Source organism: Streptomyces sp. NPDC053079 (assembly GCF_044546695.1).
GTDB lineage: Bacteria > Actinomycetota > Actinomycetes > Streptomycetales > Streptomycetaceae > Streptomyces.
In genome coordinates this window covers 157,626-173,681 of sequence record NZ_JBITZJ010000003.1, presented here as the reverse complement: position 1 = coordinate 173,681, position 16,056 = coordinate 157,626, and the positions used below count along the sequence as shown (strand labels likewise).

Below are 16,056 nucleotides of genomic sequence, written 5' to 3'. Positions count from 1 at the left end.
TAAGGCCCGGCGACGAGGCGCATCGGCTTCCTCGATGTGAGGTGCTGCCGGGCTTCCTCATTCTCTCATTCCCCCGACGCGGGCGGCCCGGCCGTGTCCGGCCGCATCGGCGCCGCGCCTGCGGTCACGGCCTGTAGGGGCCGTGCTCCGGGCTACCCGCCCACACGAACTGCTCCTCGGCGGTGACGGTCATCCCGAAATCCCACAGCTCCGGCCGCCCTCGGGCCTCCCACTGATCCCAGCCGTCGAGGAGCTCTGCCCAGACGTCACGCGGCCCGCCTCCCGTAACCAAGACCGTTCCGTCGGGTTGAGGTACGGCGCGCGCCCAGGACGAGGCACCGTCGTGCACGCTCACCCCGACGCCGCCGTCGGCCAGGGTGGTGCTCACCCTCAGGTGGGGGTGACTGACCCGCACAGCGAACAGCAGGTGCCTGTCGGTGAAGAGCGCGAGGTTGCGGTGCACCGTCGCCACTCGCGTCGCCGGAGCCGCGCCCTGGACTGTGTGGAACGGGCGGCCTTGGTCGACGCCGCGGGCCGGCATGAAGGTGGCAAGACCCTGGACCCAGCCGGAGGCCGAGCGGCCGTCGTCGGCGACCGTCAGGGCAACATGCCCCAGGTGCCCCCAGGGAGCGACGATCCGCCCTCCTGGGCGGGTCTGCTCCACCCAGATCCAGGGCACCCGCTCCACGGCGTAGGTGGCGATCACCCGGTCGAACGGTGCGCGGTCCGCAGCGCCCTTCGTCGCGTCCCCAGCCCGCACCTCCACCTCCAGCCCGGCCTGTTTCAGCCGCGCGTCCGCAGCGTCGGCCAGTGCGGGATCGATCTCCACACTCACCACGAGCCCGCCCCGCCGGGCCAAGAGGCCCGCGTTCCACCCGGCCCCGGTGCCCGGCTCGAGCACCTGGTGGCCCTCCTCCAGCATCAAGGAGTCGAGCATGTCGGCGACGATGGCGGTGCAGGAAATGCTGGAGGACGGCAAGCCGTCCTCGCCGATCTGCGTGTTAGTTGCCTCGTACGGGCTGGCCGGGTAGACGGCATCAGCCCATCCGCAGGGGTTCTCAGCCCGGTCTACAGGGGCGTACACGGACACCCCGTCCCAGACGAAGACCCGGTCCGGCGCGAACTGGTCGCGGGGCAGGCCCAGGATGGCCGGACGGATCCATGCCGAGTCGTCTTCCGCCGGCCACAACCCCTGAGCGTCCATGGCAGCCGTCAGCGCCGTCCGACGGTCCTCCACGTACGGCACTGGCCCTACTTCCGGCGCTTGCCCGAGCCGGTCTCCGGCGAGGAGACCTGCCCATCGGAGTTCCCTGGAGGCGGCGAGCCTCCGGACAGCGGCGGATCCGGCTTCCGGTGCGTCCCGCTGCCCTCGTCGTCCTTCTTGTCCTTCGCCAACGCCGCCTCCTTCACCCCGCAGTGACGGGAGATAACCGTTCGGTGAGTTGAGCGATCCGACCGTAGTGGCAGCCCGCCCACCTGCGCCATACGGCGAACATCACCGGACAACGCCCTGTCGGCGTCTGGCCGAGGCTGACCATTTCCGCCCCAACGCCTACGCGCTCCATCGCGGCCGTCGGTATCCGGCTGCTGTCCAGGCCGACACCTCGGGCCTCATCGCACTGACCACCGGGCATGACCGGCCTGAGGATCTTGTCACCGATCCCCGGGACCCGGGCGCCGGGCACTTCCTGGCCGGCCTGGAGCAGTTGGACGCCTGGTACCGGATCCACTGGACCTTCCGCTTGCAGTGCTGCCCTTTCGACGCCGTCGGGACGGTGAACGGCAGGATCAAGGGCGTCTATGCAGGCGGCAGCTGGGGGTTCGCAGACAACGGGCAGCTGACTCGGGAGACGGGTCCCGAGAGGGTGCACACCCGATACGCGGTCGAGGTGGACCTCGACGGCGTCACCGAACTCGAACAGCACCGCACCGGCAGGATGGCTACGGCCGCTGCGGCCGCAGCTCTCGGTGCGGGGTCCATCAGCTGAAGAGAGCCGACCTGTCAGAGGTGAGAACTAGGGTCTGTGAACATGGCTGATGTCTTTGAGCTCACGCTCACACTCGACCTTCTCGACCCATTGTCGGAAGAGGAGCTCGCTGAGCTGCGATGGCATCTCGGCCTGGGCCCCAAGCCGGAGATCCTCCGTATCGTGACCACGTTTCCGTTCGTGGTGGAGGATGAGCACGGGGAACCGGTCGTGGAGGACCATCCCGAGCCGCTGCTGGGCTGCCACGGTGAGGCGTTCAAGGTGGGTGGTGCGCTGGTATCGGCTCTGGTGCCCAGGCAGGACACCCGGCGTGGCGCCTGGGCGCTCACGAGTCGGCAGGAGACCCACCCCGATGATTTCGAGCGTACGGGCGAACTCCTCAGCTGGCTCGCGACCAAGGCGGTCGATGCACACCGACGCTCTGATAACGGGGACGTCCACCTGGGATGGATCCGGTTCTGCGAAGAGGTCCAGCCCAAGCCATTGGTGGTGCGTGACGGGGTGGCAGTCTGGCCTACGTAGTGGGGAACGGAATGGCGCAGATCCCAAGGGGGAGCAGGGAACCTCAGAGTCGGTAAGAGGACTGAGCCACCTGGTCCAGGCGGAGCCCCCGTTGATCCGCTCACCTCGGCGGCGCCGCACGCCAGCGGCCAGCCTCCCCGAGCGTGAGCTCACCGGCGCCGACCGGCTGGCCAAGCAGGTCGAACGGCTGCAGCGTCTCGACGACTCCTGGGCCGTGCAGATCCAGGCGGACCACACCGGCGCACACTCACACAGCTTCGTCTGACGGGCGCAGTAGCCAACGGGCTAGCGGAGCTGCCGGGCGATCACGGCCGGAGTCGATCTGGCTGCTACTTGAGGCGTCGGCGGCAACGGGCTGAAGTCGAGGCCCAAGTTCCGTTGGAGCTGGGGGCCTTCACCGTTCGGATGTGGTTGAGCGTGCCATGAGCTCGTGGAGGGCTGCTTGCGGGGACTTGCCGTGGTGGATGATGCCGACGACCGTTTCGGTGATGGGCATCTCGACGCCGTGGCGGCGGGCGAGGTCCAGTACGGACGCGCAGGACGTGACGCCCTCGGCGGTCTGCTTCACCGACGCTGCTGCCTCCGTCATGCTGAGGCCCTGGCCGAGACGAACCCCGAAGACGTGGTTGCGGGACAGCGGCGAGGCGCAGGTCGCCACGAGGTCGCCCATCCCCGCGAGCCCGGCGAAGGTGAGCGGATCAGCGCCCACGGCCCGGCCCAGGCGTGTGGTCTCGGCGAGGCCGCGGGTGACGAGCGCGGCTGTGCTGTTGTTGCCCAGGCCCATGCCGTCGGCGATGCCCACGGCGAGCGCGATGACGTTCTTCACCGCGCCGCCGAGCTCGCAGCCGACGACATCGGCGCTGGTGTACGGGCGGAAGTACGGAGTGTGGCAGGCCTTCTGGATCCGGGCGGCGACCGTCTCGTCGCGGCAGGCGACGACGGCGGCCGCAGGTCGGCGTGCGGTGATCTCCCGCGCCAGGTTGGGGCCGGTGAGCACGGCGATCCGGGGCGGTGAGGCCTCGGTGAGCTCAGCGATGACCTCACTCATCCGCTTGCCGGTACCGATCTCGATGCCCTTCATCAGCGAGACGAACACGGTGCCGTCGGCGAAGAGCGGCGCCCACTGGGTGAGATTGGGGCGCAGGACCTGCGCGGTCACGGCCAGGACCGCGACCTCCGCGCCCTTGGCGGCCTCCTCCGCGTCCGCCGTCGCCGTGATCCCGGCCGGAAGGGTGACCCCAGGAAAGTAATCGGGGTTGGAGCCGCTGATGTTGATCGCTTCGGCCAGCTCCGGACGCCGGGCCCACATGGTCACCCGGCACCCGGCGTCTGCCAGGACCATCGCGACCGCTGTTCCCCACGACCCGGCTCCGAACACACTCACCCGAGCGACCACGCTTCCCCTCCAGCTTCTCCCCGCCCCGAGCCCTGGCCCCGGGGTCTGTATCGGAACATCGGTGGACGCCCAGCACAGGTCAGCCTCCCGAAAACCCGACCACGTCGTCCGCAGCGCTCTGGGGCCACGTACACGCCACAGGGCCAGCAGCCCCCCAGGCGGCCAGATGGAGCGGCATCAGGACGGCGGGGAGGTTCGCGGCGAACCAGCCACACCCGGTTGTGTGCGTTCATCCGGTAGAACAACGCGTGGCGCGCGGGATGGTGTCGTTGACCTGAGTTTTCTCGGAAATCTATGGATGCGTCGGGATGCTGCTGTCATGGCGCCCCTTGGCCAGCCCTGCTCCGGTCGGCCTGCGGGCCGACAGATCTCGACGAGGCTTGCATGGACACTCTTTGGCAGGCCACCTAGCAATACCGCGGGCCACCTCGGCTTCCTCAACCTCACCCACACGCCATCGCTCCGTTCGGCCCAGCTCCTACTGGCCTTGTGGCCGCTCGGGTGGCTACATGCCGGACCGACTCGGGCAGATCGACTGCCCGGCGATCTTCGCGGTCCTACCGGCCGGTGAGACAGAGGCCGTTTCGCTGAGCGGGCAGGGGGCGCAGAGGATCGTCGGAGGCCTGGCGAAGTCGTGCTCCGGCTGAAGAAGCTGATATTCCCGTCCGCCGCGGATGTCTCGGTGCTGTCGGTGGACGTGACTGTCGAGATGGTGCGAGTTGACGCGCAATGCACCACGGCTGGCGCCGCTTGTGCGGGATGCGGGGCCTGGTCGACCCGGGTTCACAGCTCCTACCTACGGTTTCCCGCCGACGTACCGAGTGCCGGACGAAGGGTGATACTCCGACTGCGAGTTCGGCGGTTCCGGTGTCGGAACATCACCTGCCCGCGCCGGACCTTCGTGGAGCAGATATCCGGCCTGACCCGCAGGTACGGCCAGAGCACCGAACGGCTGCGTTCGACTGTGGCTGCCGTCGGCCTCGCCCTGGCCGGCCGGGCAGGCGCTCGGCTGGCTGCCGTCCTTGGCGTGTCCGTCAGCCGGAGCACGATCTTGCGCCTGGTAGACACGCTGCCCGAGCCGGAGGTGCCATCGCCGCGAGTGGTCGGCGTCGATGAGTACGCCACCCGCAAGGGCCGCCACTACGGCACCGTCCTGGTGGACGTGGAAACCCGCCGCCCGATCGACCTGCTCCCGGACCGGGAGGCAGCGAGTCTGGCCGCGTGGCTCGCCCAGCGGCCCGATGTCGAGGTCGTCTGCCGGGACCGCGCGCCGTTCTTCGCCGAGGGCGCGGCGACCGGAGCGCCGCAGGCGGTCCAGGTCGCGGACCGTTGGCATCTGTGGCACAACCTGAGCGAGGCCGCCGAGCGGTGCGTCGCCCAGCACCGCCGCTGCCTGCGCGTCCTGACGCCAACAGCACCTCAGCCCGAAACCGAGCCGGTCCCGACCGCGGACCCGCCCACGTCACCTTGGCCACGAGGACACCGGTTCGCCGACCGGACCCGCTCCCGGCACGCAGCCGTCCACGCCCTGCTCAAGGCAGGCCACAGCCGGCGCTCTGTCCAGCGGCACCTCGGCATGACCTGGCGCACCGTCAAGCAGTTAGCCGACGCCGCGATGCCAGAGGAACTGTTCACTGGCCAGTGGCAGAACCGGCCCTCGGTCCTCGATGACTACAAGCCCTACCTCGACGACCGCTGGAACAAGGGCTGCACCAACGCGTGGAAGCTGTGGGAGGAGATCGTGCCGCTCGGCTACAACGGCAGCTACCAGCGCGTCCGCGCCTACCTGCACGACAAACGCACCTCGCCACGGCCGGTGACCGCCCGGCCACCCTCGCCGCGGGCCGTCGCCGGATGGATCCTCCGGCACCCGGACACCCTCACCGAATCGGAGGAAATCCAGCTCAAGGCCGTTCGGGCACACTGCCCCGAACTCGACGCCCTCACTCGCCACGTCCGGTCCTTCGCGAACATGCTCACCGGCCGCCAGGGCGAGCGTCTGCCGGGCTGGCTTGACGCTGTCCGGCAGGAGGACCTGCCCAGCCTCCATACTCTCGCCGCTGGCATCGACCGAGATCGTGACGCCGTCATCGCCGGCCTGACCCTGCCCTGGAACTCGGGCGTTGTCGAAGGACACGTCAACCGGATCAAGATGCTCAAACGCCAGATGTTCGGCCGCCGGCTTCGCTCTTCTGCGTAAACGCGTGCTGCTGTCGGGATGAGCCCGTTGCCCAGAATGGTCGTCAGCGGTGATCATGACCGCTATGGACAGTAGGCTCCCAGGCGAGACACCCAACAGCAGTGTTCCTCAGCTGGAGTGGACCGAGAGGGTGTGCCTGCAGACCGTTGACGCGGACGGCGGCATACAAAAGGTCATCATCCAGCTTGGCAGGACCTCTACCGCGACGATCGAGCTTCTTGACGATCAATCCCGAACGGTTTTTAGAGGGACTGACTACCTCGACTGCCTCACCCAGGTCCGGAGGCAGCTGGAACACAAGGGCCGGTTGCTCTGCTGCCAGGGGGCTCGCCCTAATGTTCACCCCTCCGGGCAACTGCGGCAATTCACCAACGGGCGGCAGGCGTACGTGCTTCCTTCGGGCGCCCAGAACGAAGCCCCTACAACCGTCGACATTTTCGCCCCCGTGCTCTCCGGAGACGTCGTAAGCCTCGACGACCAGCGCATATCAGTTATCAGCTACTGGAACGCTCGGCACCCACGAAATCAAATCTGACCTGCCATGGGACACGGTCACTCACAGTGGCCGCTGACGGAAGCTGAGCCAGAACCGGTTCTCGTGAACAAAGCCAGAGGGCTGAGGAAGTACCTGATGTGGCGCTTCCGTGCCTTGTGTGAGTTCTAATGGGATGCAGCCAAACGACACCTTCTTCTCGTGTTCTGGCGGGGCTGACACATTCCGTAGCGCACCTCCCGCCATGGTCGCCATGGCAGCGCCCGCTTGAGCGCTGCTCTTGGCGAACGGTGCCGCGTGCTCAGTCACAGACGCGTTGCGAGGCAGGGCAGCTGGGAGCTGGCCGCGGTCAGAGGGTGAGCAGCCGGATGAGCAACACGATCATCGTGCCCGCTGTGAATATCGACCCCAGCACGGTGGAGTTCGCGGATGTCCGGATCCGTGGTGAAGCGATAGATGCGGGGCTTTTCCCGATTGGCGGCGACCCCGAAGTGGGAGCCTTCAGAATCGCGCGCGTTGTGGAAATCGGCGTCCTGGAGATGCTTGCCGGAGAAGGTCAGCTCGAGGTCGCTCTTCAGGCCCGCGGCCTTCTCCTCGGGCATGAGCTCCCAGGTGCCGCTGCCGCCGCCGACATGCTTGGGTCGGTTCGGGTAGTGGAACTCGGGCCAGTCGGTGGCGCTGAACGTGCCGTCGTCCATGAGCGTCACGGTCCCGAACGGGTCGGCGCTGTAGGTGCCAATCATGTCCTGCTGAGTGAGTTCAGCAGGACGTTTACCCTCGTCGCCACATGCAGAGTAGCGGGCGCCCCAGTGCTGGTGACCGAGGTGGCCACAACCAGAGGACATATCAGACCAATGGCATGCCAACTCATCTCGAATCCCTTGAAACGGGCCAAGTCGAACGTATCAAGAATCTCAAAGGCACGGTCATTGCACGTCACCGGTGGACGCTTCCGAGGCTCGTCATCGAGCATCGGCGGCGCGTTCTGCCTGGAGCGTGTCTGAGGTCCGGCCGCTCGGCCCGTCGACGCGCCCTAGGCCAGGATGGTGTCCATGTCCAGCGAACCACTGCAAATCTCGGTCGACCAACTGCGTCACGCCTTTGATGTGGCGCTTCGGCACATAGAAGCGTCGGTCGGCCATACGGTGTCGCTCAAGGAGGACTGCTTCTGGTCCGTCCCTGGTGACGAGCTCTACAACGTACACACCGAGCCCCAGGCCCTCGCGATCGGGCAGCCTTTCGGATTCATGGCAACACCTTGAGGATCTGCTCACTGACCAGGACCGGGCGGTGGGCTACCACCTCGTGTGGCTTGCCGAAGTGATCCGGGCGATCGGCCAGGAGGTTGCCTGACAGAGGCCGACGACCCGGCAGAGCCCCTCGTGTCACCACTACGGCATGTCCGGCGCCTCATGAGCGGATCCATAGCCGGATTGTTGCGACGTGACCATCCCCTGGAAGACGTAGGCTCGCTTGTCGAACCGTTGAAGAAGGGGTGCGCCCTCACCACGCTGCGACTGTCGCCCCGTTACGCGACCACGCTGCTGCGGGCTCTGCTCGTGCTGACCTGCACCGAAGTCACCCCCTGACCGACGATCTTGGGAGAAGCCAACCGCCCACGACCAGTACGAACGCAAGATCACTGACTCACACCAGCCCCAACGACCTGCAGGTCGAAGTTGGTGGATCTTCAATGCTCGGGCTCACCGGTCTTTGAGGCAGAGGCCGCCGTAGGCGGGGCTGTCGGGCACCAGGTTGGTGGCGGTGGAGGCGAAGGCGACAAAGCGCCCGTCGGCGCTGATGCGGGGACTGAACGAGTCGCCGTTGGCCTCGGTGCCGTCCGCGCGGACGCTGACGCGGACGGTGCCGGGATGCTTGGGCGTGCCCGAGGCCGACGAGGCCACCGGAACCGCTGCGGCACAGAGGACCAGAGCGGCGGCCAGGATGACAACGGGTCTGCAGTGGCGCAGGGATCACCACGGTTGAGGGGAAGTGCAGGCGCGGAGAGTCAACTGCCTGCCAGGCTCCGGTCAATGATGCCGACCCGCTTCCACCACCGGATACGGCCGTTGTGGCAGCGGCGCCTGGCCAGTAGCAACCAACAGGGCCCCTTGGAGCCGATGCGGCGAGTGGATCACCACGTCGGCGACAAGGGGCCCTGCCGCATCACCACCACGAGCCTTCCCGCTGTTACCAGGGATACCAGGCGCCGTTATACCACTGCTCGTTGGCGTCGTCGTTGTGGTGATCCATGTTGAAGTCCGGCCAGTAGTTGTCGTTGTGGTTCTTCGGGTAGGTCCCGGCGCCGGCGGACTCGTCGCAGATGTAGTCCCAGTAGCAGATCGACTTGACCGGCACGTTGCCGAAGTTCCGGTCAGCGCCTGCGAGCGGGTAGCCGATGATACCGCCGAACGGCGCGGCGCTGCCGTTGGTGCCGGGCCCGCCCTGACGCTTGGGGTCCGCGAGGAGAATGGCGTTGACGTTGCCGAACGTCCTCCAGTTCTCGCTGATCCAGACGTGCACTACCGCGGCACCCAAGGAGTACCCGCCCATCTTGACGTGCTGTCCCGGGCACGCGGCACGTTGCTCTCGGACCAGCCGGTTCAGCTCGTTGACGCCCGACCGGACACCCAGGCCGGTGGGGATATCGCTCAAGTACCCTACGTGCTGCTGGATGTTGCCGGTGAAACGGTCGTTGTTCCACCTGCTCCACGTGCCCCCGACAACAATCGTGTACGTGCCCTCGCACGGAGCTGTTGCCACCCGCGCTGTTGCCGCCTGCGCTGCGGACCCCTGCGCCAGTGAAAGCCCCGATGCCAGCAGAAGAGCGGCCAACGCGGCCGCGATCCTTCCTCTTCGCATTCGATTCTCCCCATGTAGTGGGCCTACGCGTCCGCCGTCCGATGCGGTGCACGGTCGGTCGGCCGAGTTTGCTGGACGACAGTGGCAGTGGCCGATGAAATCCCTGTGAAACCCGTAGGGTCCGAGCGGACTCACGCCAAGGGTGGGCCGCCGACCGGTGCCCACGGTGACCAGTTGCCGCTGGGCGCGAGCTGGTAGCGGCCGTTCAGCGGGCCGGCGGAGGTCCCGGCGATGATCTCGATGCGCCCGTCGGCGTTGGTACCGAACCCGGCCCCGGACGCGCCGGGGCCGAAGCTCTCCCATGCCGGCCAGCCGGAGCCGTTCTCCCAGCGGTGCGCCGTACCGGTGCGGCCGATAGCGGAAACCTCCATCCTGCCATCGGCGTTGCGCCCGATGTGGACTCGTGCGTTCGACGGCCCGCCGAAGGCGTTCCATGCGGACCATTGAAGGTCCACCAACTTTGAAACCTGCAGGTCGTTGGGGCTGGTGTGAGTCAGTGATCTTGCGCTCGTACTGGTCGTGGGCGGTTGCCTTCCCCCCAGATCGTCAGTCAGGGGGCGACTTCGGCGCGGGTCAGCACGAGCAGGGCCCGCAGCGGCGTGGTCGCGTCACGGGGCGACAGCCGCAGCTTGGTGAGGACGCGCCGGTTCTTCAGGTGCGCGAAGGCGTGTTCGCAGACTGCGCGGACGGACGCGATCAGCTTGTTGACCTGCTTCTTCGCTGACGTGAGGGGCTTGGTGCGGGCGGTCTTGTAGCCGGTGATGACCACCGGGTTGTCCGGGTCGTCGTCCAGGCCGACGAATCCGAGGTCACCGATGGCGCCCAACTCCTGGGCGCGCAGGCGCTCGACGAGGTGGTTGTAAACCAGCTTCACCATGACCGGCCCGTCCGCCCGCGTACCACGTCCATGATCCGCTGATAGTCCGCGGGCCGGACCGTCTCGTCCATGCCCCGCTCATGTGGTGGCACCGCCAGCACCGCACGGCCCGCGACCTGCCCGGCAGGCGATGTCATAGCCGGCGCGGATTCGGCACGCAAAGGATCCCCACCTCATCCGGCGCTGGGTGGGGCGCGAAGCGTCCGGCCTGCCCTTCTCGGTGCGGCGCTGTTCATGCCCATAGCCCATGTCCTGGAGACAGTGTGGCCCGGCCTTCTCCTCGGACTGCCGCCGGTCCACCGCCACCCCCTCGCCCACCTGCCTACGCCGTCGACGAGGTAGGTGTTTGGACTAAGACCGTGTCCTACATGGTGAGTTTGAGAAGTCGTTTGTAGCAGCAGATCGCCGCTCCGAGGCCGAGAAAGGCCAGGTAGTTGCGGGGGTGGCGTTCGTAGCGGATGGTGAGGCGGCGGTAGCCGGTCAGCCACGCGATGGTGCGCTCGATCACCCAGCGTCGCTGGCCGAGGCGTTCGCTGGAGTCGATGCCTTTGTGGGCGATGCGGACGCCAATATGCTTGCCCCACAGCCATCTTCGCAGGTGGGGGATGTCGTAGGCCTTGTCGGCGTGGAGCCGTTGCGGTTTGGATTCTGCTGCGTGGGATTCGTGTCCCATGTGGAAATGGGAGAGCATCGGCTTCAGGGCGAGGCTGTCGTGGGTGTTGGCGGCGGAGAGGCCGACACGGAGGGGCAGTCCGCCTGCGTCGGACAGGATGTGCATCTTGGAGCCCGGCGTGCCCCGGTCCACGGGCGACGGACCTGCAAGTTCGCCCCCCCCTTTTTTGGCCCGCACATGGGCCGCATCCAGCACGGTGCGGGACAGGTCTACCAGGCCCTGCCCGTCCAGGAGCTCGAGCACCTTCTGGTGGAGCCGGCCCCAGACACCGGCCCGGGACCAGATCAGGAACCTGCGGTGCACCGTCGACTTCGACGCCCCGAAGCACGGCGGCAGAGCCCGCCACGCACACCCGCTCACCAGCACATAGACGATCGCGGCGAAGACCGCCTCGTCATCGATGTTCGCTACCCCGCCGCCTTGCGGACGCACCCGCGTCGCAGGCAGCAGCGGCTTCACCAACTGCCACAGCCCGCACGGAACAATCCAGCCCCACCGCCCACTCCCCATGACCGCACCAACGGCCAACAACCATGTAGGACACGGTCTAAGACCGTGTCCTATGTGGTGAGGCGGATGAGCCTCTTGTAATAGCACAGGGCGGCGGCGAGGCCGAGAAAGGCCAGGTAGTTGCGGGGATTGCGCTCGTAGCGGGGGCTGAGTCGGCGGTAGCCGGAGAGCCACGACATGGTGCGCTCGATGACCCAGCGGCGTCGTCCTAATCGTTCGCTGGACTCGATGCCTTTGCGTGCGATGCGAACTCCGATGCGCTTCCATCGAAGCCATCTGCGCAGGTCGGCGCGGTCGTAGGCTTTGTCCGCGTGCAGGCGTTGGGGTTTGAAGTACCGGCCGTTGTACGGGTCGTGTCTCGTTTGGTGACCCTCGACCATGGGCTTCAGGCCTTCGCTGTCGTGGGTGTTGCCGGCTGAGACGCCGACAAGGAGGGGCAGTCCGTTCGCGTCCGACAGGATGTGCATCTTGGAACCCGGCTTGCCCCGGTCCACGGGGCTCGGACCTGTGTGTTCGCCCCCTTTTTAGCCCTGACGTGGGCGGTGCCGAGGACGACGCGGGTGACATCGACCAGCCCTGCGTCGTCGAGCCGGTGCAGCACAGCTTCGTGTAGTCGTGCCCAGACGCCGGCCCTCGACCAGATGAGGAACCTGCGGTGGGCGGTCGACTTCGATATGCCGAAGCAGGGCGGCAGCGCCCGCCAGGCGCAGCCGCTGACCAGGACGTAGATGATGGCCGCGAACAGCGTCTCATCAGGTGTGTCCTGCGTTCCACCGCCCTGCGGGCGCACCCTCGACGGAGGGATCAGCGGCTTGGCGATCTCCCACAACCCGTCCGGAACAATCCAACTCCATGTACCCCGCCCCATGAACGGGCCAACGATGGCCTCACCACATAGGACACGGTCTAAGAGGTCGTCTCAGTTGGCAAGACTTCGGTAGCAGATGAGGGCACTGGCGATGCCGACAAAGGCGAGGAAGTGCTCGGATTTGCGCTCGTAGCGGCGGTGCAGGCGGCGGCAGCCGCCCATCCACGACAGCGTGCGCTCTACGACCCAGCCGTGCCGGCCGAGACGGCCGGAAGTCTCCACTCCACGCCTGGCGATGCGCGGCACGATCTGCCGACGTCGCAGCCAGTTCCGCAGGTGATCGAAGTCGTACCCTTGCCCGCGTGGAGCCGGGCTGGTCGGCGGCGCCGGGGGCCGCGGCGTGAGCGGACGGGAGGTATGCCGCGCATCATTGGCACCAGGACCTGGCTTTTGTGCAGGTTGGCGGCGGAGATGCCCACCGAGATCGGCAGGCCGTTGCGGTCGCAGATGACATGGATCTTCGACCCTTTCTTGCTGCGGTCGGTCGGATTCGGTCCCGTCAGGGGCCCCTTTGACGGCGCGGACGCTGATCAAGGCGATTGCGCAACGCGACCAGTCCGCATCGAGCCGAGCTGGTCCAGCAGCACACGGTGCAGCTTGGTCCAGACCCGGGCCGCAGACCAGTCGGTAAAGCGCCGGTGCACAGTCTGCCAGGAGGCTCCGAAGACCGTCGGCAGCTGCCGCCAGGCGCAACCGGAGGCCGCGCGTCAGCGCGGGAAAATTGCGGCTCGTCCGGGGCGCCGCCGCCGATGAGTCGCGTGGGGCGGGCCGTCGGGGAAGCGCTCAAGGCACTCCCAGGCCCCGCCCCCCCGCAAGGGCGTCGTCATCTTCCCAGCGTCATGCCCCTGGCAAGACCGCGGCGCGGTGACTCACGTGAATCCCTCCCCGGAAAGCTCAGTCAGTTCAGAGCCGCATTGTCCTCGTCCAGCTCCGGCGCGTGCGGGCCGCGTAGCGGGCGGAGTCCTTGGCCAGGGCCGCTGGCCTTGCTGTTGAATTGGTAGCGGCCCAGGAAGCTGATGTGCCGGTCCTTGAGCGGGGAGAGCTGGGCGACGTCCTCGCCCTTGAGAGCGACTCCACGTTCACCTGTCGTTCCCAGGCCGCACCCATGGAGCAAAGCGCTGGCCAGGTACCGCATCCTCCCGCCAGTACCTCAGAACGGTTTCGTGCACGATTTCGAGTCGTCCCGCAGCGATGAAACACAAGGCTGGCTCCCGGCCGTTCGCGTCCGCTTCGAAGGCAACCAGAACACCCGGAGTCCCACAGAGCTGCCGACCGACTCTCCTCGACTCCTCGGGCGTGGGCGCGCGAAAGACCGGATCGTGAAACGTCGTCGGGCAGCTGACGAAGAGCGGATCACTGAAGACCAGCTCCAAGCCATGGTGGTACGTCAGGTCGTGCCCGGCGGCAAGCCGGACCTCGTCAGTGTTCCAGGTGATGACCTCCCAGTCCCACCAGGATCCCTCGGGGAGCCGGATCGCCGCGTGCTGGAATTCGGTATCCATGCTCAGCCCTTCAACCTGTTCGGACAGATTGAAGGCTACAAGGCAACCAAGACATGACGTTGTACCCGCCGGAAACACCGAGACTCGTCTGCGCGGTTCTCCGCGAGGTGGGGAGGTGGCTGACCGGACGGTGACCGGCAGTCCTCACAGACACTGAGGGCTGACGGTCACACGCCGTCCGATCATTATCGGAGGCCCTCGTCGCGGACTGTCCCTCCGTGGCGGGGGCCTGTAGGCCGGAAGCATCTATCCGGACCCGTGAAGCACGCTGGCAGCCGGCCCCGGGCCCCGCACCCATAGCCGGAAAGGCTCCGGCGCCTCCCGTCGTCTGCGTTCCTGTCCCCGCGCTCGGGAATGTCTGCGCCGTCGGGGTAGCCGGATCATCGCCCCGCAAAAACAACGGAGATGGCTGACCCGCGGCGATGCGGCTACTGGGCAGGCTGCGCGGGTCCGGGAAGCCCCGGTGTGCTCACGGGGTCGGCGAGCGTGATCCGTCCACCAGTGGAAGGGCCGGGATCGCTGATCTGGAGCGACGTTGGGCAGAGGAGGGGCTGCCGCTATTGCTGGTGGGCGCGGGGCGAGGCTGGGGTCAGCGGCTCTCCCACCTTGGCTGCAGGGTGCGCAGGAGGTCGCGGGTGCCTCGGGAGAGTTTGGCTACGACGCGTTCCCAGGAGTGGTCGATCATCTCGGCGATCTCGTCCTGCGGCACGGTGCCGTCAAGGCTCGGGCCGGGCCGGACTCCGTCCGGCTCAGCGGGCACAGCCGGGCTGCGGATACGCGTCTGCGCTCGCTGGGGCGGGACTTGGTCCAGAACCTCACTGAAGGGTGTCGGTAGGGGAGACGCCGTGATGGCGGGCGCAGGTGGGATGCCGGCGAGTAGGTATTGGATCGATGGGCTGCCCAGGGGAAGCTGTGGGTACTAGCCTCGATGACGGACGGCCACAAGGCAGGAGGTAGTCCGCATGTCCCGTGGTCAGGAGCAGACCTGCAATGCGTGCAACGGTGCAGGGATGACCGACAAGGAGCGGCACACCGTAGAGCTGAACGAGAAGGGCGAGCAGGTGCCGGTCACCCGTACCTTCATTTCGGCCTGTTCGCACTGCTCCGGTACGGGAAAGGTCTCAGGATGAGTGACGAGACGGACTCGGGGCGGGCACAGATGCGGCCGGTGTTCACCTGCGTGATCTGCGGCTGCACCTACCTGCCGCCCAAGACGATGCACTACCCACAGCTCGACACCGACGCCTCCCCCCTGCACTGCAGCACGCCTCAGTGCCGCGACGCATGCGCTGCCCTGCCCAGGCCGCTCAGGACTGTCATGGCCGCGATGGCGTGGGAACGGGCGCGGCCGTGGATGGAACGGGAGCCCTCGACGCTGCCGGAGCGGGCGCGGCGCCGGACCCGAGGGCGTACACGGCCGCGGAGCGCCCGTTCGAAGCTCGGGTGAGCTGCGCCCGCGGGCGCCGGAAGGCCCCTTTCGTTGCCGACCGGACGGCGCTGGGGTCGAAGGCCGGAACTGGCGACCAAACGTAATCGTGGGCTTCGCAACGCCTGCTGGCCATGCCCGGGTGGCCCGGCCTCCGGCTGCCCGGACGGGTGGCCGCCTCGGATACCACGCCACCACGGGTACCGGCTTCTGCCCCGATCAGCAGGCGGACACCGACCGTGGCCTGTCGGCAGGTACTGGCGCCCCGGGGCGCGCCGCGTCACGGCCCGGGGCGCGCGGCGTACAGAAGGATGAACGGGGCGACCATCAGCACGTACTGGAGACAAGCCATCGCGCAGCGCGCTGCAGCGAAGCGGTTGGGCACCAGCGCGGCGACCAGGCCGGTTCCGCCTGCGGCCCACATCACCGGCCAGCACCAGCCGATCGCCTCCATCAGAGGCTCAGAGCATCCGTCGTCGTAGCAAGCGGCCGTCGCCATCTGCATGCCCGCCATCACCACCACCTGGAGCAGGAAGACTGGCACGAAGAGGAAGAGGCCGATGACGGCCAGGCGCCGACTCGTCAAGACGTACCCCGGCGAGTGCCCGGTCTCCGGCGGACGGACAGCATTCATCGCGCCTTCCGGCCGGACCGGGGAGGAAAGCTGGTGACGGGTCATGCCGCCACCTCACCACCCCGACGAAGCCAGAGGAATCCGTACCAGTACTCACAGTGGACG

Annotated in this window: 18 protein-coding genes and 1 pseudogene; 6 read left to right on the top strand and 13 right to left on the bottom strand. The window is 67.4% G+C overall.

Features of this window, described 5'->3' with window-relative positions:
• Positions 1–124 precede the first annotated feature (124 nt).
• Both ACIGXW_RS13055 and ACIGXW_RS13050 read right to left on the bottom strand, forming a co-directional pair.
• The gene (locus tag ACIGXW_RS13055) at positions 125–1,246 is read right to left on the bottom strand and encodes a protein-L-isoaspartate O-methyltransferase (protein WP_399572711.1); all 1,122 of its coding nucleotides are present in this window, start codon (positions 1,244–1,246) and stop codon (positions 125–127) included.
• 5 nt (positions 1,247–1,251) lie between these two features.
• Complete coding sequence (locus tag ACIGXW_RS13050; protein WP_399572709.1) at positions 1,252–1,395, bottom strand: hypothetical protein; 144 nt, start codon at positions 1,393–1,395, stop codon at positions 1,252–1,254.
• 47 nt (positions 1,396–1,442) lie between these two features.
• Here ACIGXW_RS13050 and ACIGXW_RS13045 point away from each other — a divergent pair, with 47 nt between their 5' ends.
• The 3 genes from ACIGXW_RS13045 (at position 1,443) to ACIGXW_RS13035 (ending at position 2,775) form a co-directional block, all read left to right on the top strand.
• On the top strand, positions 1,443–1,988 hold the full coding sequence (locus ACIGXW_RS13045; RefSeq protein WP_399572707.1) for a hypothetical protein: 546 nt from the start codon (positions 1,443–1,445) through the stop codon (positions 1,986–1,988).
• Between the two features lie 42 nt (positions 1,989–2,030).
• Entirely contained in the window at positions 2,031–2,510 is a 480-nt protein-coding gene (locus tag ACIGXW_RS13040; protein ID WP_399572705.1) for a hypothetical protein, read from the top strand.
• A 91-nt stretch (positions 2,511–2,601) separates the two neighbouring features.
• Complete coding sequence (locus ACIGXW_RS13035; protein WP_399572703.1) at positions 2,602–2,775, top strand: hypothetical protein; 174 nt, start codon at positions 2,602–2,604, stop codon at positions 2,773–2,775.
• 129 nt (positions 2,776–2,904) lie between these two features.
• Here the strand turns inward: ACIGXW_RS13035 and ACIGXW_RS13030 are convergent, their stop codons facing one another.
• Positions 2,905–3,906 carry an NAD(P)H-dependent glycerol-3-phosphate dehydrogenase gene (locus ACIGXW_RS13030; RefSeq protein WP_399572701.1) on the bottom strand — a complete coding sequence of 334 codons (1,002 nt, stop codon included), beginning with the start codon at positions 3,904–3,906 and terminating at the stop codon, positions 2,905–2,907.
• A 709-nt stretch (positions 3,907–4,615) separates the two neighbouring features.
• Here ACIGXW_RS13030 and ACIGXW_RS13025 point away from each other — a divergent pair.
• Complete coding sequence (locus ACIGXW_RS13025) at positions 4,616–6,106, top strand: ISL3 family transposase (RefSeq protein WP_399573504.1); 1,491 nt, start codon at positions 4,616–4,618, stop codon at positions 6,104–6,106.
• Between the two features lie 798 nt (positions 6,107–6,904).
• On the opposite strand, the gene ACIGXW_RS13020 is transcribed toward ACIGXW_RS13025, so the two are convergent.
• Positions 6,905–7,342 carry a hypothetical protein gene (locus tag ACIGXW_RS13020; protein WP_399572699.1) on the bottom strand — a complete coding sequence of 146 codons (438 nt, stop codon included), beginning with the start codon at positions 7,340–7,342 and terminating at the stop codon, positions 6,905–6,907.
• 309 nt (positions 7,343–7,651) lie between these two features.
• On the opposite strand from ACIGXW_RS13020, the gene ACIGXW_RS13015 reads away from it, so the two are divergent.
• The gene (locus ACIGXW_RS13015; RefSeq protein ID WP_399572697.1) at positions 7,652–7,861 is read left to right on the top strand and encodes a hypothetical protein; all 210 of its coding nucleotides are present in this window, start codon (positions 7,652–7,654) and stop codon (positions 7,859–7,861) included.
• A 441-nt stretch (positions 7,862–8,302) separates the two neighbouring features.
• Here the strand turns inward: ACIGXW_RS13015 and ACIGXW_RS13010 are convergent, their stop codons facing one another.
• The 7 genes and pseudogenes from ACIGXW_RS13010 to ACIGXW_RS12980 form a co-directional block, all read right to left on the bottom strand.
• Entirely contained in the window at positions 8,303–8,503 is a 201-nt protein-coding gene (locus ACIGXW_RS13010; protein WP_399572695.1) for a hypothetical protein, read from the bottom strand.
• A 286-nt stretch (positions 8,504–8,789) separates the two neighbouring features.
• Positions 8,790–9,461 carry a cutinase family protein gene (locus ACIGXW_RS13005; RefSeq protein ID WP_399572693.1) on the bottom strand — a complete coding sequence of 224 codons (672 nt, stop codon included), beginning with the start codon at positions 9,459–9,461 and terminating at the stop codon, positions 8,790–8,792.
• Positions 9,462–9,592: 131 nt separating this feature from the next.
• Positions 9,593–9,832, bottom strand: coding sequence for a hypothetical protein (locus ACIGXW_RS13000; protein ID WP_399572691.1), 240 nt, complete (start codon positions 9,830–9,832; stop codon positions 9,593–9,595).
• Between the two features lie 179 nt (positions 9,833–10,011).
• A complete protein-coding gene (locus tag ACIGXW_RS12995; RefSeq protein WP_399572689.1) occupies positions 10,012–10,338 on the bottom strand; it encodes a transposase family protein in 327 nt (108 codons plus the stop codon).
• 364 nt (positions 10,339–10,702) lie between these two features.
• Positions 10,703–11,521: an IS5 family transposase gene (locus ACIGXW_RS12990; RefSeq protein ID WP_399573503.1), complete on the bottom strand. Its 819-nt coding sequence runs from the start codon at positions 11,519–11,521 to the stop codon at positions 10,703–10,705.
• Between the two features lie 50 nt (positions 11,522–11,571).
• A protein-coding gene (locus ACIGXW_RS12985; RefSeq protein ID WP_399572688.1) for an IS5 family transposase occupies positions 11,572–12,389 on the bottom strand; the annotation gives its coding sequence in 2 pieces (ribosomal slippage) (positions 11,572–12,047 and positions 12,047–12,389; 819 coding nt in all).
• 51 nt (positions 12,390–12,440) lie between these two features.
• Positions 12,441–13,093, bottom strand: a pseudogene (locus ACIGXW_RS12980) (IS5 family transposase); the annotation flags it as partial.
• 459 nt (positions 13,094–13,552) lie between these two features.
• Between ACIGXW_RS12980 and ACIGXW_RS12975 the strand changes: the two are divergent.
• A complete protein-coding gene (locus ACIGXW_RS12975; RefSeq protein ID WP_399572686.1) occupies positions 13,553–13,948 on the top strand; it encodes a hypothetical protein in 396 nt (131 codons plus the stop codon).
• Between the two features lie 532 nt (positions 13,949–14,480).
• On the opposite strand, the gene ACIGXW_RS12970 is transcribed toward ACIGXW_RS12975, so the two are convergent.
• Both ACIGXW_RS12970 and ACIGXW_RS12965 read right to left on the bottom strand, forming a co-directional pair.
• Complete coding sequence (locus ACIGXW_RS12970; RefSeq protein WP_399572684.1) at positions 14,481–14,651, bottom strand: hypothetical protein; 171 nt, start codon at positions 14,649–14,651, stop codon at positions 14,481–14,483.
• A 946-nt stretch (positions 14,652–15,597) separates the two neighbouring features.
• Positions 15,598–15,996, bottom strand: coding sequence for a hypothetical protein (locus tag ACIGXW_RS12965; RefSeq protein WP_399572682.1), 399 nt, complete (start codon positions 15,994–15,996; stop codon positions 15,598–15,600).
• Between the last annotated feature and the right edge of the window lie 60 nt (positions 15,997–16,056).